26 protein-coding genes and 2 other annotated features are annotated in these 25,360 nt (G+C 49.3%); of the genes, 17 read left to right on the top strand and 9 right to left on the bottom strand.

Translation table 11 applies throughout. The features are described from left to right. Window positions 1-358 precede the first annotated feature (358 nt). A complete protein-coding gene (locus tag NNL21_RS34080) occupies window positions 359-1,348 on the top strand; it encodes a phosphotransferase enzyme family protein (RefSeq protein WP_204822277.1) in 990 nt (329 codons plus the stop codon). 107 nt (window positions 1,349-1,455) lie between these two features. Next, window positions 1,456-1,740 (top strand): hypothetical protein, encoded by a 285-nt coding sequence (locus tag NNL21_RS34085; protein ID WP_204822278.1) that lies wholly within the window; start codon window positions 1,456-1,458, stop codon window positions 1,738-1,740. A 103-nt stretch (window positions 1,741-1,843) separates the two neighbouring features. Here the strand turns inward: NNL21_RS34085 and NNL21_RS34090 are convergent, their stop codons facing one another. Continuing rightward, entirely contained in the window at window positions 1,844-2,170 is a 327-nt protein-coding gene (locus NNL21_RS34090; protein ID WP_204822279.1) for a YnfA family protein, read from the bottom strand. A 151-nt stretch (window positions 2,171-2,321) separates the two neighbouring features. Here NNL21_RS34090 and NNL21_RS34095 point away from each other — a divergent pair, with 151 nt between their 5' ends. Both NNL21_RS34095 and NNL21_RS34100 read left to right on the top strand, forming a co-directional pair. Beyond that, complete coding sequence (locus NNL21_RS34095; protein ID WP_204822280.1) at window positions 2,322-2,873, top strand: hypothetical protein; 552 nt, start codon at window positions 2,322-2,324, stop codon at window positions 2,871-2,873. Window positions 2,874-2,938: 65 nt separating this feature from the next. Beyond that, window positions 2,939-3,733 carry an APH(3') family aminoglycoside O-phosphotransferase gene (locus NNL21_RS34100; RefSeq protein ID WP_204822281.1) on the top strand — a complete coding sequence of 265 codons (795 nt, stop codon included), beginning with the start codon at window positions 2,939-2,941 and terminating at the stop codon, window positions 3,731-3,733. 74 nt (window positions 3,734-3,807) lie between these two features. On the opposite strand, the gene NNL21_RS34105 is transcribed toward NNL21_RS34100, so the two are convergent. Together NNL21_RS34105 and NNL21_RS34110 are read right to left on the bottom strand one after the other, a co-directional pair. Then, entirely contained in the window at window positions 3,808-5,547 is a 1,740-nt protein-coding gene (locus NNL21_RS34105) for a CocE/NonD family hydrolase (RefSeq protein WP_204822282.1), read from the bottom strand. A 250-nt stretch (window positions 5,548-5,797) separates the two neighbouring features. Beyond that, window positions 5,798-7,060 carry an MFS transporter gene (locus NNL21_RS34110; RefSeq protein WP_204822283.1) on the bottom strand — a complete coding sequence of 421 codons (1,263 nt, stop codon included), beginning with the start codon at window positions 7,058-7,060 and terminating at the stop codon, window positions 5,798-5,800. Window positions 7,061-7,534: 474 nt separating this feature from the next. Next, window positions 7,535-7,800: a binding site (T-box leader), on the top strand. Between the two features lie 113 nt (window positions 7,801-7,913). On the opposite strand from NNL21_RS34110, the gene asd reads away from it, so the two are divergent. The 3 genes from asd (at window position 7,914) to NNL21_RS34125 (ending at window position 10,489) form a co-directional block, all read left to right on the top strand. Continuing rightward, window positions 7,914-8,996, top strand: coding sequence for an aspartate-semialdehyde dehydrogenase (asd, locus tag NNL21_RS34115; RefSeq protein ID WP_204822284.1), 1,083 nt, complete (start codon window positions 7,914-7,916; stop codon window positions 8,994-8,996). Window positions 8,997-9,141: 145 nt separating this feature from the next. Next, window positions 9,142-9,873 carry a hypothetical protein gene (locus tag NNL21_RS34120; protein ID WP_204822285.1) on the top strand — a complete coding sequence of 244 codons (732 nt, stop codon included), beginning with the start codon at window positions 9,142-9,144 and terminating at the stop codon, window positions 9,871-9,873. Between the two features lie 61 nt (window positions 9,874-9,934). Beyond that, entirely contained in the window at window positions 9,935-10,489 is a 555-nt protein-coding gene (locus NNL21_RS34125; RefSeq protein WP_204822286.1) for a hypothetical protein, read from the top strand. 89 nt (window positions 10,490-10,578) lie between these two features. Here NNL21_RS34125 and NNL21_RS34130 read toward each other — a convergent pair whose 3' ends face one another. The 3 genes from NNL21_RS34130 to NNL21_RS34140 all read right to left on the bottom strand — a co-directional run bounded on the left by NNL21_RS34130 (window position 10,579) and on the right by NNL21_RS34140 (window position 12,840). Then, window positions 10,579-10,743 (bottom strand): YbaK/EbsC family protein, encoded by a 165-nt coding sequence (locus NNL21_RS34130; protein WP_204822287.1) that lies wholly within the window; start codon window positions 10,741-10,743, stop codon window positions 10,579-10,581. A gap of 15 nt (window positions 10,744-10,758) precedes the next feature. Beyond that, on the bottom strand, window positions 10,759-12,282 hold the full coding sequence (locus tag NNL21_RS34135) for a 2-isopropylmalate synthase (protein ID WP_204822288.1): 1,524 nt from the start codon (window positions 12,280-12,282) through the stop codon (window positions 10,759-10,761). 90 nt (window positions 12,283-12,372) lie between these two features. Further along, window positions 12,373-12,604, bottom strand: a binding site (T-box leader). Window positions 12,605-12,657: 53 nt separating this feature from the next. Further along, entirely contained in the window at window positions 12,658-12,840 is a 183-nt protein-coding gene (locus NNL21_RS34140; protein WP_204822289.1) for a hypothetical protein, read from the bottom strand. A gap of 156 nt (window positions 12,841-12,996) precedes the next feature. Here NNL21_RS34140 and NNL21_RS34145 point away from each other — a divergent pair, with 156 nt between their 5' ends. Next, window positions 12,997-13,542, top strand: coding sequence for an RBBP9/YdeN family alpha/beta hydrolase (locus tag NNL21_RS34145; protein WP_204822290.1), 546 nt, complete (start codon window positions 12,997-12,999; stop codon window positions 13,540-13,542). Between the two features lie 161 nt (window positions 13,543-13,703). Here the strand turns inward: NNL21_RS34145 and NNL21_RS34150 are convergent, their stop codons facing one another. After that, a complete protein-coding gene (locus tag NNL21_RS34150; RefSeq protein WP_204822291.1) occupies window positions 13,704-15,392 on the bottom strand; it encodes an ankyrin repeat domain-containing protein in 1,689 nt (562 codons plus the stop codon). 242 nt (window positions 15,393-15,634) lie between these two features. Beyond that, window positions 15,635-16,018, bottom strand: coding sequence for a hypothetical protein (locus NNL21_RS34155; protein WP_204822292.1), 384 nt, complete (start codon window positions 16,016-16,018; stop codon window positions 15,635-15,637). A 148-nt stretch (window positions 16,019-16,166) separates the two neighbouring features. On the opposite strand from NNL21_RS34155, the gene NNL21_RS34160 reads away from it, so the two are divergent. The 7 genes from NNL21_RS34160 (at window position 16,167) to NNL21_RS34190 (ending at window position 21,936) form a co-directional block, all read left to right on the top strand. Further along, a complete protein-coding gene (locus NNL21_RS34160; protein WP_204822293.1) occupies window positions 16,167-17,168 on the top strand; it encodes a phosphotransferase enzyme family protein in 1,002 nt (333 codons plus the stop codon). A 206-nt stretch (window positions 17,169-17,374) separates the two neighbouring features. Further along, window positions 17,375-18,052 (top strand): nicotinamide riboside transporter PnuC, encoded by a 678-nt coding sequence (gene pnuC / locus NNL21_RS34165; RefSeq protein ID WP_256555669.1) that lies wholly within the window; start codon window positions 17,375-17,377, stop codon window positions 18,050-18,052. Then, window positions 18,049-19,053 carry an AAA family ATPase gene (locus NNL21_RS34170; RefSeq protein WP_204822295.1) on the top strand — a complete coding sequence of 335 codons (1,005 nt, stop codon included), beginning with the start codon at window positions 18,049-18,051 and terminating at the stop codon, window positions 19,051-19,053. Before pnuC ends, NNL21_RS34170 begins: the two co-directional genes overlap by 4 nt. Window positions 19,054-19,085: 32 nt before the next feature. Continuing rightward, window positions 19,086-19,979, top strand: coding sequence for an NUDIX hydrolase (locus NNL21_RS34175; protein WP_204822296.1), 894 nt, complete (start codon window positions 19,086-19,088; stop codon window positions 19,977-19,979). Further along, window positions 19,976-20,596: a riboflavin biosynthesis intermediates N-glycosidase gene (gene ybiA / locus NNL21_RS34180; protein ID WP_204822297.1), complete on the top strand. Its 621-nt coding sequence runs from the start codon at window positions 19,976-19,978 to the stop codon at window positions 20,594-20,596. The genes NNL21_RS34175 and ybiA overlap by 4 nt, the downstream gene beginning before the upstream one ends. Next, window positions 20,538-21,362: a TIGR02452 family protein gene (locus NNL21_RS34185; protein WP_204822298.1), complete on the top strand. Its 825-nt coding sequence runs from the start codon at window positions 20,538-20,540 to the stop codon at window positions 21,360-21,362. Before ybiA ends, NNL21_RS34185 begins: the two co-directional genes overlap by 59 nt. Before the next feature lie 19 nt (window positions 21,363-21,381). Beyond that, entirely contained in the window at window positions 21,382-21,936 is a 555-nt protein-coding gene (locus tag NNL21_RS34190) for an RNA 2'-phosphotransferase (RefSeq protein ID WP_204822299.1), read from the top strand. Window positions 21,937-22,248: 312 nt separating this feature from the next. On the opposite strand, the gene NNL21_RS34195 is transcribed toward NNL21_RS34190, so the two are convergent. Further along, the gene (locus NNL21_RS34195; RefSeq protein WP_204822300.1) at window positions 22,249-22,896 is read right to left on the bottom strand and encodes a nitroreductase family protein; all 648 of its coding nucleotides are present in this window, start codon (window positions 22,894-22,896) and stop codon (window positions 22,249-22,251) included. 282 nt (window positions 22,897-23,178) lie between these two features. On the opposite strand from NNL21_RS34195, the gene NNL21_RS34200 reads away from it, so the two are divergent. Together NNL21_RS34200 and NNL21_RS34205 are read left to right on the top strand one after the other, a co-directional pair. Further along, the gene (locus NNL21_RS34200; protein ID WP_204822301.1) at window positions 23,179-24,564 is read left to right on the top strand and encodes a stalk domain-containing protein; all 1,386 of its coding nucleotides are present in this window, start codon (window positions 23,179-23,181) and stop codon (window positions 24,562-24,564) included. 180 nt (window positions 24,565-24,744) lie between these two features. After that, window positions 24,745-25,293, top strand: a complete 549-nt coding sequence (locus NNL21_RS34205) for a 5' nucleotidase, NT5C type (protein ID WP_204822302.1) — start codon at window positions 24,745-24,747, stop codon at window positions 25,291-25,293. The last annotated feature ends 67 nt before the right edge of the window (window positions 25,294-25,360 follow it).

Here is a 25,360-nt window from a genome sequence, read left to right on the forward strand (position 1 = left end):
ACGGGGCACCGAAACCGTCTCTTCATGAACCTTCACCTTCTTATCTATTAGTGTATCTGAAGTTGGTGAAGTGTCCAAGTGGATTAGGGGGCTATATAGAAAAAGGGCGTTACAGCTCCTTTTTTCGTTGGCCTAGTGCAGGTAAGTCCGCTTTTTACCGTTACAATGAGAAGTCCCGATAATTTCGGCACTGACGAGTGATCAATGTTCGTGGTCACCTCCCACATATACGCGGATCTAGAGATGGCTGCGGCAGCTTGGTATTGAATTCGGGTATGATTAGCGACATAATACAACATGAGGTAAATAATTCCAGAACAGCAAGCAGGGAGTGGAAAAGATGGATAATGATCTATCCATGCTGCGCGAGGCCATTCAATTCTATGATCTGGACCCAGCAACACTTCAAATTGAGGATCGGCTGCATGGCATGTATCACAGTGATTATCATTATAAAATACGAGTTGAAGAAAAGTGTTACTCGGCACGATTCATCGGCAAACGTCGATATGAGCATGATGTTTTCTTCGAATTAACCGATCAGGTGTTAGCGGAACAGCTGGATTTTATCGATCATTTGAATCGTCACGGCATTCCCTTCATGCGCCTCCAACCGGCTTCAACGTCCAAGTTTGTGACAGTGAGCTGGAAGAATGTTGATTACCGCTTCCTATTATTTGAGTGGATCGAGGGCAGGCATATTACGCACTGTACCGAAAGCGTATCCTTCAAGTTCGGTGAGATGGCGAGGAAGTTTCATGAAGTCGCTCTCCATTACAGATGTTCGCTACCGAAACAATCTCAATTTGTAGGCACCAAGCAGCTGCTCGCTCTTCTCGAGTGTGCATGCTCAGCGGCAAGCTTGACGACAGAGAATTGGGATTTACTTCAGAATTATATTCATCTGGCCAATAAGCATATCAATCGCGCGTATGCAGGTGAACTTGAATTTACGATGCAATCCGATATGAACCCGCTTAATATACTATGGGATGAAGATGAGAATATCGTTGGTATCATTGATTTTGAACATATTGGATATTGCGATCGAGTTGAGGGATTGGCTTGGTTAATAAAATGGTATTCGCGAACAAAGGGGTTGAAATCGCATGAGGTCTCGCCTGCACTCACAGAAAGTCTTCTCTTGGGGTACAGGGCACAGGACTTTCTAAGACAAGAAGACCGACAACGGCTGTCATCTCTATTATGGCTTACAGGCTGCTTAAACTGGGGATTTGTGGATAAAACCAAGAAGATTCTAGAAAGTAAGGACCATAGTCAACTACATGAGCATCTAGCAAAATTTCGAGATCGCGGTTTGAATCTTTCTGCATTGATTTCAATATAATGGGAGATCTGAATGCTTGCCATACAGCGTGAAATTGATTTTAATAGGGAAGAAATTGAAGTGCGGTTGAAAAAGAAATGCATTCGCGGAGAATGAGGAGACGTCATATGAACAAGAGAACAACAGGTGTCGTATTTATATGTATTGCTGCATTTTTATATGGAATAAGGTACTTGAGCGCGGCGATATTTGCTTCCAATGTGTCATCGTGGAATGCCAACCTCTTCAGAGATATGTTAGGGTACGTAGGCAAAGGTCCGCTGATCTTAAGCATCCTATCTCTGGTTGTTGGAATTATCTACATCCTGATTGCTGAGTTTGGTCAATCGATGAAGGGAGCTTCCAGTCCACTCACCGATAAAATCAGGGAAAACTGGAATAAAGAGAAGTAGCTCTCATTAATGAGCTTAGGTCAAGTGATAAGCACTAACCCACAGAGAGAATGCCTCTGTGGGTTCTTGGACCTGCATGCATCATCGGGCTAACCTTAGTAAGCTAATTTCGAGGCGCCCAAAGCATGATGGAGACGCCAACCACGCAAACGGCTGCTCCGATCCAATCGTACATGTCGGGTGTTTTCTTATCGATCCCCCATCCCCACAGCACAGCCAGAACAATAAACACACCTCCATAGGCGGCATAGACGCGGCCAAAGGTTGGAAAGCTTTGCATCGTTGGAATGATCCCGTACAGCACTAGGATTAAACTGCCTATAAGGCCATACCATAGGGGCTTGGACTCCCGAAGCCAGAGCCAGACCAGGTAGCCTCCGCCGATTTCAGCGAGTCCGGCAATGACGAAGATGAATATAGACAACAGCACAGGTAAAGTGCTCCTTTCCGAAGGGGAGAAGTTGATTCCTTTAAGTGGATTTTGCATGATATGATGGTAATAATCAACATAAGGATAGTCTATTACAAAGTGAAATCAGCATTTCATTAGAATGAAGATGAACGAGGAGGGGATGAATACGATGACTCAACCTGCGCGAACCATCATGGACAACCTTCGATCGCAAGACCGGACGGTACAGAACGAAGCTTATTATACCATTCTAGAGCAGACGGATCAGAACGTGGATTGGGCATATGAGATCTGGGATGAACTTGTACAGGATTTGAGCCATGCCGATAATCATAGCCGCTCAATCGCTGCGCAGATTTTGTGTAATTTGGCCAAGAGCGACCCTGAGGGAAGGATATTCGATGACTTTGCTGCTTTGATGGAAGTGACCAAGGACAAGCGTTTCGTCACGGCAAGACATTGCCTTCAATCGCTTTGGAAAATCGGAATGGCCGGCCAGCCTCAGAAAGAATTGGTGATGAAGGGTCTAGCGGAGCGATACCGGAATTGCATCGAAGAAAAGAACAGCACCTTAATCCGGTTCGATATCATCCAAGGTTTATGGAATCTATATCAATATGAACCCGACGAGACCATTAAGCAGCTAGCGCAAGATTTGATTGATAGGGAGGAGGATGTGAAGTACCGCAAGAAGTATGCGGGCGTATGGAAAAAGAAATAAAGGGAAGAAAACGGAATTTCACAAAGGACAAGCTGCTGCAGACCTGTAAGGAGGATTGAGGGTCGATGAAAATTGATTCATTCCTGATTCCAAATGAGTTGTCCGCTCTGATTCGTGAGGGTTGGGAGAAGATTCATGCCCCATACTCCGGTGCAGCAACCTATCGTGTTGAACAAGTTTCAGGGATTACGGGATATCTCAAGATTCTACCGGTCCCGCATCGCGAGCCTCTTGAGCAGTACAGCCAGAAATTACAATGGCTCGAGACAAGGCTGCCCGTTCCAGCCGTGTTACATTATTCGAAGGATGAGCGGTTTGAATACCTGTTGATGTCAGAGATAGAGGGAATCGATGGATCAGACTCCGTGTTCAAAGAGGATCCGGCGTTCATAATACGGAAGCTTGCCGAGGCCTTAAAGCAGGTCCACGCAGTCGAAATTAACGATTGTCCCTTTGACTACACGCTGAGTAAGCGCCTGGATGAAATCAAACATAAGATCGAAGCAGGATCAATCGATAAGAAGAAGTTAGAAGAGGAGTTCGGGGATCGGTTCGACAATTTGTATCAGTGGTTGATACAAAGCCCTTATTCATCATCTGAAGAACTTGTGTTTACGCATGGCGATTATTCGGTACCGAATATCATTATCCGCGGCAAGGACATTAGTGGATTGATTGATCTGGCCGATGCAGGGGTAGCGGATAAGTATAGGGATCTTGCGGCCATGCATTATAGCATTATCCGCAATCACGGTGAACAATGGACCGGCTTATTGTATGAGGAGTATGGGATATCCAATGTTGATTTAGAAAAAATCCGATATTATGAGCTATTGGAAGCCTTCAGTTGTTATGGATAGAACGGCAGTAGGAAAACAATAGATATGCGAAAAATCAAGCGGAAATCACCCGTAAGGGCGAATTCCGCTCTTCACTATATGCTGGGAGTTGCCGGCTGTACAGGGAGCAGGATATGGCTGGGGTAACGCTCCGAATGATAGATTCGGTTCAACGCCGGCATCATGTCTGCCGCTCCTTCTTCGGCGATTACGCCTCCGGTGTGGGTATTCGGCTCGAATCGCGGGAAGCTGCTGCTTGATATCTCCACGCGAATACGGTGCCCGGGCAAGAATACATTTGCCGTCGCCCAGAGGTCGATAGGAAACTCGTAAACTTGCTCCGGCTCCAGCAGCTCTTGCTTCTCGAATGAATGTCGATACCTCGACCGCACAATGCCTTCCGTGAGGATGAGGGCACGGCCGTCTGGATACACATCGATGAGCTTCATGATCCAATCCGTGTCCTTCGCCGAAGAAGAGGCATATAACGTTGCGGTAATAGGACCGGCCACTTCCAGTGGTTCTGCCATAGGCTCTGACGTGTAGCACAGGACGTCGAGCCGTGATTCGATCTGTTGTTGATCCAGCGGCCCGGAATTCTCCGATTCTCCGTCCGGGGGTAGCAGCGTCTGTCCGCCTCTGGTAGGAACGGGGAGGCGCGGATCGCAGAGATATCGGTCCTCAAGCTCCTCTCCAGGGCATACCCAATTCAATGTCCCATCGCCGTGCAAGGTGTTCGCCTTCCCTCCGCTGTGCAAATACATAGCTGTCATTAGCGTCTCGGCAGGCGGCCACTTCTCAGTCGTCTTCCACACATTGTCGCCCATTAAGAAATACTGGACATTAGGTTCAACCGCCCAGCCGTTATCGATGTTCCTCAGCCAATAATCGAAGAACCGCAGCATGATCCCATCGCTGTCAATCGCCAGCATAGATGAGCGTTCACCAAACTGAATGTCCGGAAATACCCCTGTAAATGAAGAATGAGACCACGGTCCGATGATCAGCCGGTTGTCTCCCGTCATCTGCTTTCCTCTTGTTTTGCCCAGATCATTATAGCTATCGACGGTCATGCCGAGAAATAAATCAAACCAACCGACGAGATGAAGAATCGGGAGGTCTAGATCTGGAAGAGTCTCACTTGCGGAAATTTGTTTCCAGTAGTCATCATAATCGGGATGACGCAGCATCTCCAGCAACCAAGGCGTATATCGCTTTATCAATGGATGTGCAATCGCCGGCCGATAGCTCAAGGCATCCCGATAGTTTTCGACAAACGTAGTGAAGACATCTTTATCCTCCGCGGGTGCGCTTCCGGCTTGGATGTGCCGATCCATCACATCCACACTAAGCCCTAAACTCCATAACGTTATGGCGGACTGAAAGCCGCCGCCCTGCCTTGCTACAGGATAAAAGTTGGGCGTCGTGAAGAAAGGCGCGATTGCCTTCAGATGAGGCGGTTTCTCCATCGCTGCCAGCCACTGGGTCATCCCGACATAGGAACTGCCGAACATGCCGACAACACCGCTTGACCACTGCTGGGCAGCAGCCCATTCAATCGTATCGTAGCCATCGTCCCGTTCATCGGTCAGCATATTCGTGCTTCCGTCCGAATCATAGCGTCCTCTCGTATCTTGAATCACGACCACATAGCCATGCGCGGCGGCGCGGTGTGCAAATTCGCCTGCCGATATGTTTTTACTGTAAGGTGTTCTAGCCAACAGTACCGGTGATGGCGGAGCATCCTGCTTCCGATATAGATCGGCGCGTAGAATCGTTCCGTCTCTCATCGGTATTTCTACATTGTGTTCTGTAAGTATGGGAATCGTCGTCATGCGGCAGCACGCCCTTCCTGAGCACCTATATGTATGTTCTTGATCATATTAGCAGCGTAAGTTCAATAGTGGGGGAAATCACAGCAGGATGGATAGATTCGTTATAAACGTACTCTACCATAAGCGGCATGGTAAAATATACAAATAAAAACGCCAAATGGCCCCCACCTCTACGGTGGGAGCAGGAGCTTGTTTGCCAGTTATTTCGGCATCTGTTCGCAGCCCTTATCCCGCTGCCGCTGCCGAATCTTCATGTTTTTGCTGTCGTTCCTACTTCACCCTCACGCTCTGTCTCGGGCTTGGCAACCGGTTTGCCCGCTTCCACTAACGATTTGTTGCCCAACAGGAAGAACGCTTGGATAAATAATAGCGCGCCTGACACGATCAGCAGCCATTCGATATCCACTACATCCGCCAGCGGCCCGAAGACGAGCATGCCCATCGGCATCGTTACGCTGGAGATCATCCCCATTACGCCGAATACCCGGCCCATATAATCCACTTCTACCTTCTCTTGCAGCAGCACGGTCGCGGGCGTGTTGAACAGGGGCATCGAAACGCCGGCCAAGCCCATAAACGCAATGTAAATCCAAAAATTCGGCACGACCCCCAAGGCAACCGTGCATAGCCCGAACATCAGACAGGACAGAGTCATCGTATGGATTTTGTTGCTGAAGCCGCCCCAGGAAGCGATCAGGGCGCCGCCCAGCATCATGCCGATGGAGAAGGCTATCTCAATCGCCGTCAATCGCCACACATCTTCACCGAATGTCCGGGTAACCTGAAGCGGCGTCAAGAATGCGGCGGGCGCTACCAACAGCATGAAGAAGGTCATGAACAAAAAGAACTTTTTTACATAACTGTGCTCTTTCACGTAGTCGAAGCCTTTGCGCATGTCGGCAAAATAGCTTGTCGTCTGCTGCTCGGCTGCTTTGGCATGTGTCTTGACCCGCACGAATAGTAGCAGGATCGCAACAGCAATCGCAGCCGTAACGACATCAATCAGGAAGATGATCTCGATGGAAGCCATCGTAAGCAAGGCTGCACTGAGCATCGGTGCTGTAAGCATGACCAGAGCCTGAATGCTGCCGTTGACTCCGTTCACTTTCGTAAGCTTATCCTCCGGGACAAGCAGGGGCAGGATCGCCCCGACAGCCGGTGTCTGTACCGCTGTGCCGAGTGCCCGAATCGCCGATGTGACAAAAAGCAGCCAAAGCGCATCATAACCGTTCATAAAGAGAATGGCTAATATTAACGTAGACAAGGCAATGAAAGAATCTGACAGGATGATGAGTTTTTTGCGATTGTAGCGATCAGCCCACACACCCGCAAATGGCGAGAGAAAAAAGGTAGGAAGGAAGCCGCAAACGATCGAAATCGTCATCATCACGCCCGATTGGGTTGTCAGCGTAATATGCCACATGATCGCGTATTGAACGAGCGCCGTCCCAAAAAGCGAGATCGTCTGGCCGGATAAGAAGAGGATGATATTCTTTTTCCAATTGTGGTCCACGATTATTAATTCTCCCTCTGGTTATGTTCATTGCTAACCTTTACCATTATAAACGATTTCACGACCTATATATCGTATTTCGTCAATAATAGCAATCCAAAAGAAACTTTTCCTACAGTCTCTTTCGCCTGCAGAGGCGTGGGCGGGGAGGTTGCAGCTTCGCTATTCGAACGGTTTCCCGGGACATGGGAGATACGAATGCTTATACGTTCTGGAAACATGTAATCTCCACGTACAAGCGGCAAGGCGCCTACGAAGAGAAGCTGATCCAAAACGAACATTGGAATGGACCTGTGTTTGTGCTCCAAGCCTAAGCTGTCATAAGGTAGGCAGGCAGCTTTCCGGATAAAATGCAGCATTCCTAGAAAGGCGAAAGCACTGCTCAGACACTGTTGACGATATTTCGACAACTGGACAAAAGCATCAAAAATAGCTTTACTCTAGCATGAATGTTTGGTAATCTGGTTCCAATATTCAAATGCGATGATGAGAAAAGTAAGTAAAGAAATCTTTCACAGAGAGCTCCGGCCGTTGAGATGGAGCAAAGACGTTCTTTACTGAAGAAAGCCTCTGAGCAGTGCAAAGGAACCGTAAATGGGGATGGTGCAACAGGAGCTCCTGTTACAGAGCTAGAGTATACGTATCTGCAGGATGGCAGATGCCGTACTTGAAGAGGCGGATATGGCGACATATTTGCGAATTTAGGGTGGTACCACGAGCATACAAATCTCGTCCCTGAGACTAACGTCTTGGGGGTGGGATTTTTTTATTTGCCTATATTTATGAATTCAACGTGTAACTGACGGCGCCATATTGCAATATTTTATTAGTGACTATAGAAGGAGTGAGTGATATGTCTCGGTTAAAAGCGGCAATTGTTGGAGCAACAGGAATGGCCGGACAGCAATTTGTTCAGGCCTTATCCAATCATCCGAGTTTTGATGTGGTTACGATGGTGACATCCAGAACGGTAACAAACTACGAAGAAGCGTTACGGGACCCAAGCGGATCGTCACGCTGGACTCAGAGTACGCCGGTTCCAGATGATATGCTGGGCGTTCCGGTCGTTTCGTCGAAGGAATTCCGTCCGGACGCAGTGGATGTGATCTTCACCGCGATTGAATCCGATCTTGCCCAGGAGCTGGAGCCTTGGTTCGCTCAGACGACCCCGACCTTCTCGACGGCATCTGCATTTCGTTACTTCGACGATACGCCGCTGCTCATTACCGGTGTCAATGACGATCATTCGGAATTAATCCGCAAGCAGCAGCAGGCTCGCGGCTGGCAAGGCTTTGTCCTGCCTGTACCGAATTGCACGGTTACCGGCTTGGCGATTACGTTAAAACCGCTGCATGAGCATTTTGGCATTAACAATGTTCTAATGGTCTCCATGCAATCGGTCAGCGGCGCAGGAAGAAGCCCGGGCGTCCGCACGCTGGACATTCTGGATAATATCATTCCCTACATTCCGAACGAGGAAGGGAAGGTTAGAAAAGAGCTTCTGAAGATACTCGGTCAATATTCAGACGAAGGAATCGAGCCTGCGGACATTAACATCAACTGTATCTGTACAAGAGCCAATGTGCTGGACGGGCATACCGAATCCGTGTTTGTCGGGTTAGATAAGCAGGCGGATTTGTCCGAAATTAGAGAGGTCATCGACCGCTATAATCCGTTCCAAGGTAAAAATCTGCACTCGGCTCCCGAGCAGATGATCCATATCTTTGACGATCCTTACCGTCCGCAGCCGCGCCTGGACCGCGAGCTCGGCGGCGGGATGACGACAAGCATGGGGAGACTGGAAGAGGAACCGGTCCTAGGCGGCGTTAAATATGTGCTGGTTTCGCATAATACGAAGATGGGCGCAGGCAAAGGCGCCGTTCTGCTCGCGGAATCGATGCTGGAACGGGGTTTGCTGAACAAGGGTACGAATTAGGAGCGATCATGGAGGGGCTGCCGGGAGGCAGCTCCTCTTGTCTATTAGGCCTCGCATTGGATGAGAATTACTTCAAGATGTGTGGGAAGTTCTGGAACATTAGAAGCTATAATCCCGTCTATGGATTGAGGTGAGATAGATGTGGATGAAGCGGATGAGGCTGGCTTCGTTGGCTCTAATTATTGTGGCTGCCACGAGTTGTGGTTCGGTGGAAAACAGAGAAGAATCCTCGCAATCGCGTACGGAAACCTGTAAGGAGATCGTCGAGTGGGTCGATTTTCTCATGATCAATAACGTGAAGTACAGCTATAATTATGATGGAACGAAGGAAGTCACAGAAGAACAGCTTGGGGAGAAGGTGGGTGAAGTCTCCTACATGCTGAATGAGCATGCTTGTTCGGGTCATGTGTCGAAGAATGGGGATGCGGCTTACTTGCCCGTCGGGACGGAGATCTATGCCTTGAAGGGATATAAGCCGGAATTCCGGGTTGCGGCAGGTAATAAGATTTATCAAGCGGGGGATAACCCGAATGCGGCCACGATGAAGGATTTATTAGACATTGACGGGAAAGTGGACAAAGTCAGTCTGGTAAGCGGTATGGATGGCAGTCTGTTAGGCGATTTCAGCGCTGAAGCATCATCTGCATTTATTCGCGAGCTCTTGCCGCTTCCTTACGAGGGTTTCGATGCGATCTACGAGAAAACCAAGCATGAATCAGGCATATTCCTGCGCATCCATCTGAAGGATGGGACCTCCTTCCGGATGGTTTACTATGCGAAGGGGAACGGATTTACGGCAGGCGCCTTCGGAACGGACCGACTGCAGGAATTAATTCTGTCTGAGCGGCAGCGAATTAAATCGGCCGTGGCAGGGTAATCGGCGTAGAGGTGAAACTTTGACGACGTCCATTCGTTCGTTTAGAAAGGGGAATGTGTTATTGAAGAAAAACCGTATCTTCTACATTTGCGCAGCTGCTATATTGACTGCCATATTCGTGTTGAGCTTCTCGGATCGCACCCGTCCGACATATGGTGACGATAGAGAATCCATAGAAAAAGTCATCCAATCGATTGACGGCTACGAGAATGAATCCATTCAGATCCTGGAGATGAAAGACATTGACGATGTGAGGGTGGTCGGATTTTTAGCGAATAATAATCCGGCTTACATTCAATTTACTAAGAATAAAGAAGGTCATTATGAATGGAGGCATGCAGAACGAAGTAACGGGCAATCCTTTGCAACCTACCTTATCCATGTATCGAAGGAAGAATCTGCAGCTGCCAAATTCATGATTGTTACGAATCAAGAGAATGATATCGCATCCATGGAATTGGGTGTGAATGAACAAGTCATCGAGCAAGAGTTCCCTGTGAATCAGAATTCGGTTACGTTGATGGATTTACCTGAATCAAACGATGGAAGCTACCGCTTCCACTACAAGTATTATGATGCGGGTGGTACTCTGATCGGTGAACCGGGATCAGGATAGAAGAGATTGGCCCGACAATAGTGAACCTTCAGCAGCGAAGACTCGCGGGTGTGAAAGCGCCGCGGACTTCGCTTCTTTGGGTTCCGGGTTTACTTGATGCTCATCACTTGCCCGCTTGTCATCGCGACTAATTCATCGGGCGTTAATTCGAATACGGCTTTCGGATGTCCTGCCGCAGCCCGTAGGGTTGGGAAGGAAAGCAGGTCTTCGTCAATGATCGTCACGCGTTGTGCGCTATCTTTCAACTGATTCATTGCGGCTTCCTCTCCTTAGGCATCCAGCAGGGCTGCATTAATACCGTTCAGGAATGCCGTTGCGCTTGCCTTGATGATATCCGTGTCCATCGCGCGTCCGGAGTATATTTTGCCTTCGTACTCGAGCCGAATGTTGACGCGTCCGATCGCTTCTTTGCCTCTGGACAGGCTGTTGATTTTATAATCCTTCAATTGAATGTCCAGACCCACCAGCGATTTGATGACGCTGTACAAGGCGTCGATCGGGCCGTCGCCAACCGCGCTGTCGCGGATCGTCTCGGAGCCTTTCCTCAACTCGACGGTTGCGGTAGGGTGGAGGTCGTTGCTGACCACCTGGAAGGACACAAGCTCATAGAGATTCTTGCTGCTGTCATCCAGAGTGCGGTGATTTGTCACCAGGTAGAACACGTCATGGTCATAGACTTCTTTCTTCGCGTCGGCTAATGTAAGGAATTTCTCAAACAGTTGTTCGAAATCCGCACCGTCGCCCGTGTCAAAGCCCATTTTCTCGACGGCGTTCTTGAACGCGTGCCTGCCGGAGCGGGCGGTCAGGATCAATTCCATACTGTCGGCGCCGACATCCTCGGGCGACATGATTTCATAAACCTGCTTATCCTTGAGCAGCCCGTCTTGATGAATGCCGGAAGAATGCGCGAAGGCGTTCTCGCCGGTAATCGCTTTGTTCACCTGTACATCCAGTCCCGTCATGTGACTCACCAGCCGTGAGGTTCTAAGCAGCTCGTTCGTACGGATATCGGTATGGCAGTTATAGTAGTTTTCCCTTACTTTGAGGCCCATAACGACTTCCTCTAGGGATGCGTTCCCGGCCCGTTCGCCGAGACCGTTGATGGTGCACTCGATTTTCTCGGCTCCATTCTTGATTGCGCTCAGCGTGTTGGCAGCCGCCAGCCCCAGATCGTTGTGGCAATGGACGCTTAGAATGACGCGATCGTTCAGATTTTTAAGCCGTTCGTTGATCCTGCGAATGAGATCGCCGAATTCCTCCGGAACGGCATAGCCCACGGTATCGGGCACGTTAATCATAGTAGCCCCGGCCTTAACGACGCCCTCGATCGTTTTCCACAAGTATTCGAAATCCGATCTCGATGCATCCTCCGTCGAGTATTGCACATCGGGCAGCAAGGTTTTGGCATACTTGACGGCGTCAATCCCCATCTGCATGACGGCTTCCTTGGAGCGGTTGAACTTCTTCTCGACATGGATGTTCGAGGTGCCCAGAACGATATGAATGAGCGGATTTTGCGCTAATTTGATGCTTTCATACACGGCATCGATGTCGTTCTTGACCGCACGGGCAAGCGCTGTGATCGAGACGGAGTCTCCGACGCTACGGGCAATTTCCTGTACCGCTTGAAAGTCGCCTTGTGAAGAGGCGGGAAAACCTGCTTCGATGATATCTACATTAAGCCGCTTAAGTTGCTGAGCGATCTCTATTTTCTGATGCAAATTCAGCTTGGCGCCTGGTACCTGCTCTCCGTCGCGCAGCGTTGTGTCAAATACGATAATTTTCCGATTCATATTCATTTCCTCCTAATTGCTTCGTATTTATATGTGAAGCGGGGTTGGTTAAATCCGGTTTTTAACCAACAAAAAAACCCCGTCTCTATGTATAGAGACGAGGTTGAACCCGCGGTACCACTCTAATTCATTTCCGTAAGGAAATGAGCTCATTCGATGGCCATCACCATCTATCCCTGTAACGGTGGAATTCCGGCATACCCTACATTATCAGGCAGCTGTTCATAGACGAGTTCGAGATGAACGACGATACCGTTTCGCACCAACCAACGGCTCTCTGAAAGGTCATTTCACTTCTACTATTTCTAATCATAACATTTGCGTATCAAATTATTGTATAGTATATGGCACCTAAATGGGTTTTGTCAACACTCGTTAAGGGGCAGATTCATCGATCGTAATCGCTTCTGGTATTTGCAAGGCTTCCCGGCGTTCGATAATTAAGGACTCTTCGTCGAAGCCATGCGTTTGGATCCATTCTTTCCGCTTTGCCTCAGCCTCGGCCTCGGATTTGTAGTAACCGGCTTCCACGAAGAAGGTGTCCTGCTTGTCTTTCATGATGCGGAGTCCTTCAATATTCACATGTTTCTACAAGCAGAGGCGAACAAGCAGCAATCGAGAAGAAACAACATCAAATGTCGTGTGTTACAATCAGGGGGAATTTGAAACCATTAGGAAGCAAATTTTAGACGAAAGCATGAAAGGAAGAGAAATTTGAAAAGACATATACTTTTCATCCAGGGTGGCGGGCAAGGGGCATACGAAGCGGACGAAAAATTGGCTATGCATCTGCAGGATTCACTGGGTTCGGATTACGATGTATTGTATCCGAGGATGCCTGACGAGGAAAAGCCGGTGTATGAGGCATGGAGAGATGTAATTGCCGAGGATCTCGCTGGACAAGATGGAGAAGTAATTGTCGTCGGACATTCGTTGGGCGCTTCATTTTTACTCAAATACCTTTCAGAAGAAGAATTCACGACACCTATTGCAGGAGTGTTCCTTATCGCGTCTCCGTATTGGGGGGCTGAGGATTGGGAAGTCGGTGAGTATATGCTTTCTGAAGATTTTGCATGGAAGCTCTCCGGAATTCAACGAATATTCTTTTATCATAGTCGCGACGATGTATGGGTGCCATTTGCCCACCTTGCAATGTACGCAGAGAAGCTCCCCAAGGCAGTCCTTCGCGAGTTTGATGGACGCGGACATCAGTTTAACAACGATATGACTGAGGTTGCTCAAGATATTAAAAGTCTTTAGTTTGTACGAAGTGTATGAATCACCCAAAACAATGGAACTCCCACTCTGAAAAACAAATATTGCGGGCAGCTCCATTCATACTCTCGTCACACAAAACAGCCTTAGTCTGGTACATGGTACAGTTCTAAGGCTGTTTGTGCGGTATTCATCTTCGCATCTCTCTATACGGAGGCGCCGTGTTTTCGTAAAATTTCGAACACTTCGTGATTTCCAGACGCTTTGCTTGGTAGAGCTGCCCCCGCTTGAATTAATGCTTCGACAACAGCACCGTGATGTTTGGCATGAGATACGTTACAGTGCACCGAGCCGTGAAGTGCGCTTTCTAGAGGAGTTCCACCATAAGCATTCTTGACAGATAATGAAGCGCCTCTGTCGAGCAGAACGCGCACCGTTGTAAGATGACCAAACCAGGATGCGATGTGCAGCGCTGTGCCATTTGCCCGACTAACTTCCTTGTCGAAACCGACTTCAAGCATGAGGCCGACGGCATCCGCCTGCCCGCGTTCGGCTAATTCAAGCAGCATTTCATGATCTTCGTCTGTCAGGGAGGAAAGCAGGGACGGGTTTTCTGAGAGCATGGCATGCACTCGTCCTGCATCTGCCGCAGCGCAAGCACCGATGAACAGGTCGGTTTGGCGGGTATCGATTGTTGCACCATGACGGATTAGCAGATCGGCAACGTCGGTTTGCCCGAATCGCACGGCTAGCATGTAAGGCGTTTTTCCGTCTGTTCTTCTGGCATTGATCTCGGTCCCATGCTTCAGAAGAAGTTCAATGATGGATAGGGATCTTCCCCGATAGACGGCCCAATGGAGCGGCGTATTTTGTTCTTTGCCTAACGTAAGACTCAGATCGGCCCCGTGTTCTAGAAACCAGCGTACACCTGCTTCATCGTCGTAATCGAGCTTCCGAAACATAGCAGGTGTTGCATTCACATCTACCCCATATATATTCAACAGATCGAGGCAATCAATACGGGGCAACTCGGCTGTATGATAAAGCGTCTCCCCATCATTTGGATCGGCGCCGGCTTCGAGGAATATTTTGCCTACTTCAACATTGCCCGCCTGCCCTAACACTCCAAATAATACAGGCAGTTTGCGTTCATAAGGATCGTCCGGGTCTATCGTATAAGCGTTCGGATTCGCACCACTTTCGAGCAACAGCAGCGCTGTTTCCACGAAATTTGCGGTTTGTGCAGAATCTCTTAAGAAACAGGAAAACGCCAAATAAAGAAGTGGCTCTGCTTTAATTGGACCTCCGCGCTCCGTGGCTGAGTCAGGATTACTTTCGATCATCCGCTGAAGGGCATTTGCATCACCTAGGGCTGCAGCCGCATGAATGCTAGTATTGGCCAGACCGGGATTGGCCGTTAGAATTGTTTTAGCGGTCGCTTCATTTCCCTCTATAACTGCTTCCAATAATTCATCCAACCAGTTTCGGTTTATTTGCATCTCCATCACCCCAATTATTTGTTGTAGTGTTTCCAAGCTATTACCTATTCCTTCTTCTACTGCTCTTTCGGTCTCCCGAATAGCCAGAACGGCCAGCTGTAGGCTCCCAATCTTCCGTTCTATCCATTCACGCTGCATGGAGAGGAGATCCGATATATGAATATCCTTCCTGTCAATGATCCTATGGATTTGCTTCAGTGAAAAGCCGACGAACTTCAAGGTCACGATTTGTTGCAACCGGATGAAGTCGTCATTTGTATAAAAACGTTGTCCCGATTCCGACCTGTGCCTGGGAGTCAATAATCCGAGACGTTCATAATGTCTCAATGCTCGTGTGGTCACACCCGCAAGTTCAGCAAACGTTCCGGTGCGATACAAAACTTCTTCTTCGCTCATTCCCATCTCCTTCCCTTCGTATCAATTCGAATCCGATTCTTCGTCATCAATGTAACATGTGACCTAACGTCAGAGGCAAGACCGGATTTATCAATGAATTAATTGGCGAATTAAGACGCGAATATGGGGATGAAGTGATTGCGTATAAACGGGCATACCTGGGGCATGTACTTAACCTCTCGTTTTCACTAGCTACAAAAAAAGAAAGCACTGATTTTTGATCAGTGCCTCCTTAATTCGAATTAATTCAGATAACGGCGAAGCTTAATAATTATTCTCCCATCTACTTCAAAAACATAGGTAAGCTTCAAATTCTCTATTAATTTTTCGATTATAACCAACGCATGAGTATATGCATTGTACAAAGCACCTTTGTCTAGAGTAGAGGATATTAAAGAATAATCTTTATATCCTTCCTCATTTAAATCATTCTCTAAATTCTTCGTACTATTTAGCCACCGTTCTACATTCTGTTCCTTAACTCGTAATAAATGCAATATATGCTTTTGCACATGCGTAAGAACTTCTAAAGAACGAGCCAGTTCTCCTCTTTTTAGAACATTGATGCCCATCAACCAAGCATTCACAAAATTATTAAAAGCGAAATTCACATTCTCACTTGTCATTCGCTCAGGACCATCCCCAGCTAAATAATCCAGACATGGCTTCAACCTTCCAGTTGGGGAGAATACAATTAAAAAGAATATTTACCGCGAGGGTCGCTCTCGTGACTGTTACAATGAGGAAAGAACGGCCAACAAAGGGGAATTTACCATGAACAGCGGTTTTCAGATTGATACCGAGATCAACCGCCGCCAGACGCTGAAGCAAACGAAGCAAGCGGCGCTAATTGCCTTGCAGGAATATGATACAGATTGGAGCTCCATTCATTTCATTCAAATATCCGAGCATGTCACCTTCCGCATAGCGGCCGAAGGAGAACAGTTTCTGCTCCGCATTCATCCAGCGGGCAAACCGCGCGAGGAAACCATCTCCGAGCTGGAATGGTTGGCTGCGCTTAGAGGGAAGGGGCTTATCGTGCCCGAAGGCGTCCCGAATCGGGATGGATTTCTAGTCACGGATGCGGCGACGAGAGTCGGACCGTCTTATACGACCTTGTTGAGATGGGTCGAGGGAGAAATTCTGGATCGAGAGGCGCTAACCGAGGAGGCATTTCGAAGAATAGGAGCGATGATGGCGAACCTTCACGAGGCAAGCGCCGATTTTATTCCATCCGCAGGCTTTGCTCGCCCTTCCTGGGGAAGCCAAAGCTTTCAACGGGACTGGGCTCACCTGCAGCTGCATTACAGCCATTTCATTACGGATGCAGACTTTGAGCTGTACAGCATGGCCGCAGCACAAGTGGCGGATCGTCTCCGTATGTTGACAAGTCATGAGCGAAACTATGGGATGATTCATGCGGATTTACATCGTGGCAATATCGTTATTCGGGACGATCAACCGTATCCCATCGATTTCGGCAGGTGCGGCTTCGGCTATCATCTCTACGATATGGCCCAGTCGATCATGGGACTTCATCCGCCACAGAGAGCTCTCTTTCTTGAAGGGTATGAGCGGATCAGGACAATGGACGACGATGCTATTCCAATACTGGAGAGCTTCTTCATTATGGCGATTATCGAGGCATACAGCTTCCATGCGGAGAATCCGCTTGAGACGGAGGGCTTGATGGAAGAGCAGCCCTATGCGCAAGCGATATTGAAAGCCTACTTAAACGGGGAGCCGTTCTTGTTTCAGCCGCTTGAAGTCACTTAGTGCAAACCCAAAGTTCCTCCAACTCGCCGGGGAGCTTTTTTTTTGCGGGCTAGTCAGCTTGCGTTCATTATCAGAAAAATCACTTGATCTCCGTATTCTCTTCTGTTATCTTTGATACTAACAAATTGTTATTATCAATTTGTGACGAAGAAAACACCGGATCTCGACTGTGCGGGGTTCGGCCGAAAGAGGCGGAGGGGATGCAAGTGAGAAAATCTTTGGGCAATTGGAACTTATTCGAAATCGCTTGGCTGGGCCTGTTCTCCGGAATCGCTATCGTGTTGACGGTGATTATGAAGGATACTTTATTCGGTTTCACGGTCTTCCTTACGGGCGTGTTATGCGTGGTCCTCGCGGCCAAGGGGAACCTGATGACTTATGTGTTCGGTATGTACAATACGTTCGGTTACGCCTACTTGTCTTACGTCAACGGATTGTTCGGGGAGGTCATGCTGAATTTGCTCTTCTTCGTTCCTATGAACGTGATCGGCTTCTTCATGTGGAAGAAGCACCGGCATGGCGGCCAGCTGGCTATGCGGCAGATGGATCAGAGAGGCTTGTTTCTCGTAGCGGTTGTTTGTGCGATAGGCAGTCTGTCGCTCGGTTTCGGACTATCGTTCATTCCGGCGCAGAATTCGCCCTATATCGATGCCCTTACGACCGTGTTGTCGGTCGTGGCGACCTTTTTGATGGTCAGAAGATTTAAAGAGCAATGGCTGGTCTATATGATTCTTAATATTTTTACGGTGCTGCTGTGGGTCATACGAACACTGGACGGGAGTCCGGACGGCGTGCTGATGATCGTCATGTGGAGCGCGTATTTGATCAACGCGATATACGGTTATTACACCTGGAACAAGGGAGCTAAGGGGGTTCTGCAATGAAAACATTGGGTTTAACATTGGGAAAGTTCGCGCCGCTGCATAAGGGTCATCAGTTCATGTTCGAAACGGCCCTGCAAGAGGTCGATGAGTTGATCGTCGTCATCTACGAGACGGAGGTCATGACGATTCCGCTTCATATTCGGGCGAACTGGATCCGGAAGCTCTATCCAGCCGTGAGGGTTATCGAGGCTTGGGACGGTCCGGACGGATATTCGAATGACCGGGAGCATGAGATTCGGGAAGAGCAGTATATTCTGGGCTTGCTGCAAGGCGAGCAGGTGACTCATTTTTACTCCAGTGAATTTTACGGCGAGCATATGAGCATAGCTCTGAGCGCGGTGGATCGACGGGTGGATGAAGACCGCAAGCTTGTTCCGATCTCAGCGACTATGATCCGCTCCGATCCCTATAAGCATCGGGAATTTATAAGTGATATCGTGTACCGCGACCTCATTACGAAAGTCGTGTTCGTGGGTGCGATGTCGACCGGCAAATCGACGATAACCGAAGCGATGGCGCAGCGGCATCGGACGACATTCGCAAGTGAGTACGGACGGGATTATTGGACCGAGCATCATGTGGACAGAAGAATCGGTCTAGCGGCTTTCGACGAGATCGCAGTCGGGCATCTCGAGCAGGAGGAGCAGGCTTTACTTGAAGCGAACCGGTATCTCTTCGTCGATACCAATGCGATTACTACCTACATGTACGCATTGGATTATCACGGCCTAGCACCGGAGCTGTTAACCCGAATTGCGCTGGAGAACGCGCAGCGATACGACTTGTTCTTCTTGTGCGACGACGATATTCCCTATGATGATACGTGGGATCGCAGCGGGGACCAGAAGCGGCACATTTTTCATAAACAGATTATCGCGGATTTGAAGGAGCGCCGGATTCCATATGTCACCTTAAGGGGGAGTCTGGAGGAGCGGATGCGGAAGGTAGATGAAGTATTGGCAAGGTTCAAGCCGTACGACAATTATTTTGGAGAGCGTTAATAACTAGAATAAACGAACGGGTGGCGAAAAGCGTGGATATGCTGGATCGTGACGGACTGACGGAACGTGAATTCTTGGAACAGTATCGGGTAGGAGATTACGAGCGCCCTTCGGTGGCGGCGGACATGGTCATCTTCACGGTCACGGACGCGGACGAGGACAATTACCGCAAGCTTCCGGAGAAGGAACTCAGGGTTCTGCTCATTCAGCGGGGAGGGCATCCCTTCCTGGGCAAGTGGGCGCTGCCGGGCGGCTTCGTCCGGCCGGATGAGACGACGGAACAGGCCGCGGCTAGGGAACTGCGGGAAGAAACCGGCGTGGATAACGTCTATCTGGAGCAGCTGTATACGTTCAGCGATATCGGACGCGATCCCCGAGCTTGGGTCATGAGCTGCAGCTATATGGCGCTGATCGACAGCGGCCAAGTGCAGCTGAAGGCGGGAGACGACGCCGTAAGCGCCGCGTGGTTCAAGGCTTCCTATCGGCTTCTGCGGGAGCGGAAGGAGCTGATCGAGGGCGGATACGTTAAGAAGCTGCTGCACGAGCTAAAGCTGAGCTCCGATCACGGGGAGTTGGTCGCCACAGTGGAATGGACCATGACGGCAACGGAAACCTCGACGGCTTCGTCTTACGCTATCGTATCCAATGACGGGCTGGCTTTCGATCATGCGAAGATTATCGCCTATGCCATCGAACGCTTGCGGGGCAAGGTGAATTATACCGATATTGCGCTTCACTTGATGCCGAAGCTGTTCACCTTGACGGAGCTGCAGCAGGTGTACGAGGTGATCTTGGATAAAGAGCTGCTGAAGGCTGCATTCCGGCGTAAAGTGGCGGACCTCGTTACGGAAACCGATCACTATACCGAGAATGCGGGCCACCGTCCATCCCGCTTGTTTCGTAGAAGGCTGGAGGAAATTCGATGATTTACGGAATTGAAAAATTACGCGGCGCGTATCGCGCAGGAAAGACGTTCAGGTTTCTGTTCTTCTGGGGACATACGCCGCCGAGTGACGGAAGTGTAGATAAAAGCTGCTTCAGCCAGTGGTGGATGAGTCCGTTCGTTGTCGAGGGTACGGAGTATTCTTGTGCCGAGCAGTACATGATGGCTGAGAAGGCTCGGCTATTCGGAGATAACGAGATGCTGGCCGCCATCATGCAGGCAAAGCATCCCAAAGAAATGAAGGCTTTCGGGCGTGCAGTGAGCAGCTTCGACCAGGATCTCTGGGAGAGTCAATGCTATGAGATCGTCAAGCGGGCCAGCTTGGCCAAATTCTCGCAGAATCCGCAGCTCGGCGATTATCTGAAATCGACGAAAAACCGCATTCTGGTCGAAGCCAGCCCGCAGGACCGCGTATGGGGCATTGGGTTGTCGCAAGCTGATCCGGGTGTGGAGAATCCAATGAAATGGAGGGGAAGAAACCTGCTGGGTTTCGTGCTGAGCCAGGTACGGGACGAGTTATTGTTGAAAGAAGGGGAAGGCAATGAATCGAAAGGAAATTGCACAGGAGACCTTGCGAATTCAGCAGCAAGGGTTCTATGAATATGATGGGCGCCGGGTGGACTTTGCGAAGGCGCAGAGACATTCGGAGGATAACAGCCAACTGATCGATCCTAATCAGGGGGCGGCGATTGTAGGAGAACGGCATTCGGTGTCCTCGTCCCGGCAAGGAGCCGTATATACCGTCGCCAACGAAGCGACCGTGAAGGCGGTGGTAGATTATGCGGAAGCGGGGAGCGAGCGGGTCGGCGTTCTCAACTTCGCCAGCGCCAAAAATCCGGGCGGCGGATTTCTGAACGGAGCTATGGCGCAGGAGGAGAGCCTGGCGGCATCCAGCGGATTATATGGAACGCTGCTGCGCAATGAAGGCTACTATACGGCCAATCGGGCATACCGATCCATGATGTATACCGATCATGCCATTTATTCGCCGGATGTGGTCTTCTTCCGGGACGAGCGGTTTAACCTTATGGAACGGCCGGTCACAGCTTCGGTATTGACGCTGCCTGCCGTGAACTATGGTCAGGTCCTGCTTAAGGGTGAGGATTCCTGGGAAGCGGAACGCGTGATGAAAGACCGCATGCGGCTGGCGTTGGCCATATTCGCACACAAGGGAGACAGGAGCCTCGTCCTGGGAGCGTATGGCTGCGGCGTATTTCGGAACGATCCGGAGAAGGTGGCCGGTTGGTGGCATGAACTATTGAATGATGACGGCTTCGGCTCGCTGTTCTCGGAAATCAAGTTCGCCGTACTGGATACGTCGAAGAACGGCAGATGCATACGCGCATTCGAGAATGCGTTTCAATAAATGGGAGTTGTGAAAGATTATGAAGCAGAGTAAACAGGATATTGAATTAGGCCGGTTCCTCAGCCTGGTTCTGCGCCACCAGCCTTCGGCTGCGGGAATCAAGCTGGATGCCCAGGGCTGGGCGGATGTGCGGCAGTTGCTGGCGGGATGTAATCGCGTTGGCAAACAGATCGATAGGGTAACGCTGGAACGTATCGTGAAGGACAATAGCAAGCAGCGGTACCGTTTCAACGATGATCGGACCAAGATTCGCGCCAACCAAGGGCATTCCTTGGCGGTGGATGTGGAGCTCCAGGAGACCACGCCGCCAGATGTGCTGTATCATGGAACCGCTTCGCGCTTCGTGGAGAGTATCCGTGCCGAGGGCATCAAGAAGGGATCGCGGCAGCATGTGCATCTATCGAAGGATATCGAGACGGCTATTCAAGTAGGCGGACGCCATGGGAAGCCGGTCTTGCTTCCTGTGGATGCCGCGGCTATGTACCGGAGCGGGCACAAATTTTATCTTTCGGAAAACGGGGTCTGGCTGTGCGACTATGTCCCACGTGAGTATGTGCTGAATGAAGAAGCATAACTTTGACCTATGCGGCTGAGTGTCTCTTCGGTGGATCTTGTTCCGGTCGTTCAGTGGCAATCGGTGGCTGTAAGACCGAAAAAGGGCGTTACAGCATATGTTCCCGTGGAAGATAGGAGCTGTAACGCCGTTTTCTACCGTTACAGCAGTCATCAGTCGCCTCGTGACGACAATCGGTGGCTGTAAGACCGAAAAAGGGCGTTACAGCATATGTTCCTGCGGAAGAGAGGAGCTGTAACGCCGTTTTCTACCGTTTCAGCGAGTGCTCTTCAGCCCGAGGCGCGGCGGTGGAATGGTGTGATGTTGGGATCATTAGTCCATTGTATTCCAGAAGGTCACTTCTTCGATCGGCAGCCGAGTCGTCGGGCGGCCTTCTTGTGCGGCTTTGCCAAGTGCAATCACCATGATCGGCATATATTGATCCGAAATACCGAACAGCTCTTTTAGCTTGACGGGATCGTAGCCGCCCATCGGCAGCGTGTCATAGCCTTTTGCCCGCGCTGCCAGCATAAGCTGCATTGAGACTAGTCCGCCGTCGACCAGAACGATCTCCTTGAGTTTGTCTTGAGGGATCGACCTGTATAAGTTGAGCGAACTTTTCACGAACTGAGTTTTGTTTTCCTCGGTCATGTAGCCTGCCTTCACGGCCTGGTCATAGATCTTTTCCGCCTTCTCATAGCCCTTCAGATCTCCGAGGAGGACGATGCCGACCGATGCTTCGGCCACACGCTGCTTATTGAAGTCGAGAACGGCTGACTCCAGCTTGCTCTTGCTCTCCTTATCATGCGCGACCAAGAAGCGCCAAGGCTGCATATTGGACGAGGATGGCGCCAGTGTCGCCGTCTCCAATATTTCTTGCACGTCTTCCTTCGAAATTTCAGTCGGTTCATAAGAACGGACCGAACGGCGCCCCTTCGCGACCTTCATAAAATCTTGTGTATCTTGTACTTGAACTGTCATTATAAGTAACCTCCCATTGTGAATTCATAGGTCACAAAAGATTAACTGTAATCCGTATGAGTACAGTATATTCGTTAACTGTACTCAAGTCAATTACAGTATTATAAGAGTAGCGGTGATGCAACGGCCCTGTAAGCACACCTATTTGACCTTTATACATCAAGAAGCCTCCGGTACATGCGATAAGTTCCTGAGGCTTTTCCTTGTAACCAACGCAACTTCACACAGATCATGGCGTATAAACTGGATAATATTTCAATATGTAAAAGGTGGAGGTAAATCATGCGTAAGTTGATTCCATTTACTTGTCTAATTATGATCCTCTTTCTTCTCACAGGTACCGCATTATCTCAACCTGCAAGCAACGGCGGTGTACAACCGATGCCGCTGTTAATTAAGAATCATTTTGTATTATTCCCTGGGGAATCGGCGCCTTTCATTAAGAATAACCGGCTTATGGTGCCACTGCAGCCGCTCGCTGACATTATCGGGGCCAGCGTCGATTCCTATACGTCAAAGAAAGGGACTTCTTACACTATTATGGCTCAATCCAATTATGAATCGGTAACGGGTCTGCGCGAAGGAGTGGATTGGGCTGTCTATGAAACGGACCTGGGTTATTATTTCGAAGCAGCCCCGGAGATGCGGGCAGGATCATTATTTATTCCTCTGACATCGGTACTGCAGAAGCTTTACTCCTACAGCTATGAAGTGCGTACGGAAAACGGCAGGAAGGTGCTCGCCATTATAGATCGGGAGCAGGGGAGCAGACCGCTGAGAGATATCATCAAAGATAAACCGATCGAGTATCCCCATCTGCTGGCGGATCCGGCTTACCCTTTCATTCCGCTCTCGCTCGAGCAGGAAATTGTGCAGCCGGAGCACAACAAGAATCCATACGAGCTGACGCTAACACTTGAACGGACGAAGGATCAATACGGTCAGCCGATTCAGCAAGATTTCATAATAATTGCCGTGGACAGCAGCGGCAAGGTGATGGAGCGCGTCATTCCATGGACAATGGGAACCGGCCAAGGCACATCGGACTCCATCATTACCGTGAATTTTAGCTTACCCGCCAAAGCAGCGTATGTCCTGTTCCGTGCAGCCCCGGGCGTTGAGAGTGAAGTCATTTACCCGTCGGGACTCAATCTCGAGCTTACGATGGGCCGTATGCTGGATAGGTTATTCGATACGGAACAGCTTTTCGAAGATCTGGATATTCAGGTGATGACTAGTTCCATCGAGAATGGCGAGATGAAGCTTGTCGTACGCCGGCTGTGGATTCATGATCAAGCACTTCCAGCAGAGGAGGTTAATCGGATCAAGCAAACCTTGTATGAGTTTGCAGGCAGAAGCTTTCCGATACAGATTGAACAAGTGGTCATATCCCCAGAGCCAAACATGACGGGGGTTATCCAATCGATTAACAAAGACGGCACCATACTTATCGAGAATCCTAACAAGTTGATGGAAGACGGTAAGCCGGAAGTAATGCTGATTATGTTGGAACAGGATGCGCTTATTGAGCGCAAAGATAGAGACATCCGCCTAAGAATCGACCAATTGAAGGTTGGCATGGAGGTCGATGCTTGGACCCAGGGATCGTTAATGACGAGTAACCAGACAATCGGCAAGGTCGTTAAGATGCAGGTTAACGCAAAATAAGATAATAGAAACGCAGCCCCTCTGGCTTAATCAGCTGGAGGGGTTAAATACCTTACAGCTGCATGGCCTGAGGAGCCGATCTGCGGCGGGCAGTTGTGCATTGACAGCGAATGCGAGCCGGCGTGCAAAGGAAAATGTATAATAGGTCTAAAAAGTGTTAGAGGGAGTGGGGAGCTTCAAATGCAAAGAATTGCCATTGATATGGACGAAGTCGTAGCTGATTTTAACCTGAAGCATCTGCGGGTGTTTAATCTGGATTACAATGAGAATCTCACGATCGAGGACTTGATGGGAACACGTCTTAGGGAATTGCGTCCTCATTTGAAGAATGAGATTCGAGCCTACTTGAACGACCCTGTATTTTTCCGTGATTTAGATGTCGTGAAAGATAGCCAGCAGGTCATTCAAGAATTAAGCGATAGGTATGAAATTTTCATTACGACAGCGGCAATGGAGGTTCCAAGTTCCTTCACCGCCAAGTATGATTGGTTGAAAGAGCATTTTGGGTTTTTGAATGAGATGAATTTTGTTTTTTGCGGGGACAAGAGCATTATCCGCGCGGATTATCTGATCGATGACAATGTCCGGCAATTCAAGCGCTTTGCAGGTCAAGGGATACTGTTCACATCGCCGCACAATATCAACGAAACCGGCTATGTCCGGGTTAACAACTGGCTCGAGGTAAGGGATTTTTTTGGGTTAATGGTGGGAATGGGTACATGTAGTTAATGTAGGCCATCTCTTCTGCGCCAGAACCATGGGAATATGGCCTAACTTTTCGTAATGAACAATGAAT

This window comes from Paenibacillus mendelii, from assembly GCF_024498075.1.
Taxonomy (GTDB): domain Bacteria; phylum Bacillota; class Bacilli; order Paenibacillales; family Paenibacillaceae; genus Paenibacillus_Z; species Paenibacillus_Z mendelii.

Excerpts from the sequence above, each read along its gene's own strand:
- NNL21_RS34080 (WP_204822277.1), top strand. The coding sequence starts at position 359 with ATGCTGCGCGAGGCCATTCAATTCTATGATCTGGACCCAGCAACACTT.
- NNL21_RS34085 (WP_204822278.1), top strand. The coding sequence starts at position 1,456 with ATGAACAAGAGAACAACAGGTGTCGTATTTATATGTATTGCTGCATTT.
- NNL21_RS34095 (WP_204822280.1), top strand. The coding sequence starts at position 2,322 with ATGACTCAACCTGCGCGAACCATCATGGACAACCTTCGATCGCAAGAC.
- NNL21_RS34100 (WP_204822281.1), top strand. The coding sequence starts at position 2,939 with ATGAAAATTGATTCATTCCTGATTCCAAATGAGTTGTCCGCTCTGATT.
- NNL21_RS34105 (WP_204822282.1), bottom strand. The coding sequence starts at position 5,547 with ATGACGACGATTCCCATACTTACAGAACACAATGTAGAAATACCGATG.
- asd (WP_204822284.1), top strand. The coding sequence starts at position 7,914 with ATGTCTCGGTTAAAAGCGGCAATTGTTGGAGCAACAGGAATGGCCGGA.
- NNL21_RS34120 (WP_204822285.1), top strand. The coding sequence starts at position 9,142 with ATGAAGCGGATGAGGCTGGCTTCGTTGGCTCTAATTATTGTGGCTGCC.
- NNL21_RS34130 (WP_204822287.1), bottom strand. The coding sequence starts at position 10,743 with ATGAATCAGTTGAAAGATAGCGCACAACGCGTGACGATCATTGACGAA.
- NNL21_RS34135 (WP_204822288.1), bottom strand. The coding sequence starts at position 12,282 with ATGAATCGGAAAATTATCGTATTTGACACAACGCTGCGCGACGGAGAG.
- NNL21_RS34140 (WP_204822289.1), bottom strand. The coding sequence starts at position 12,840 with ATGAAAGACAAGCAGGACACCTTCTTCGTGGAAGCCGGTTACTACAAA.
- NNL21_RS34150 (WP_204822291.1), bottom strand. The coding sequence starts at position 15,392 with ATGAGCGAAGAAGAAGTTTTGTATCGCACCGGAACGTTTGCTGAACTT.
- NNL21_RS34155 (WP_204822292.1), bottom strand. The coding sequence starts at position 16,018 with ATGACAAGTGAGAATGTGAATTTCGCTTTTAATAATTTTGTGAATGCT.
- NNL21_RS34160 (WP_204822293.1), top strand. The coding sequence starts at position 16,167 with ATGAACAGCGGTTTTCAGATTGATACCGAGATCAACCGCCGCCAGACG.
- NNL21_RS34170 (WP_204822295.1), top strand. The coding sequence starts at position 18,049 with ATGAAAACATTGGGTTTAACATTGGGAAAGTTCGCGCCGCTGCATAAG.
- ybiA (WP_204822297.1), top strand. The coding sequence starts at position 19,976 with ATGATTTACGGAATTGAAAAATTACGCGGCGCGTATCGCGCAGGAAAG.
- NNL21_RS34185 (WP_204822298.1), top strand. The coding sequence starts at position 20,538 with ATGAATCGAAAGGAAATTGCACAGGAGACCTTGCGAATTCAGCAGCAA.
- NNL21_RS34190 (WP_204822299.1), top strand. The coding sequence starts at position 21,382 with ATGAAGCAGAGTAAACAGGATATTGAATTAGGCCGGTTCCTCAGCCTG.
- NNL21_RS34195 (WP_204822300.1), bottom strand. The coding sequence starts at position 22,896 with ATGACAGTTCAAGTACAAGATACACAAGATTTTATGAAGGTCGCGAAG.
- NNL21_RS34200 (WP_204822301.1), top strand. The coding sequence starts at position 23,179 with ATGCGTAAGTTGATTCCATTTACTTGTCTAATTATGATCCTCTTTCTT.
- NNL21_RS34205 (WP_204822302.1), top strand. The coding sequence starts at position 24,745 with ATGCAAAGAATTGCCATTGATATGGACGAAGTCGTAGCTGATTTTAAC.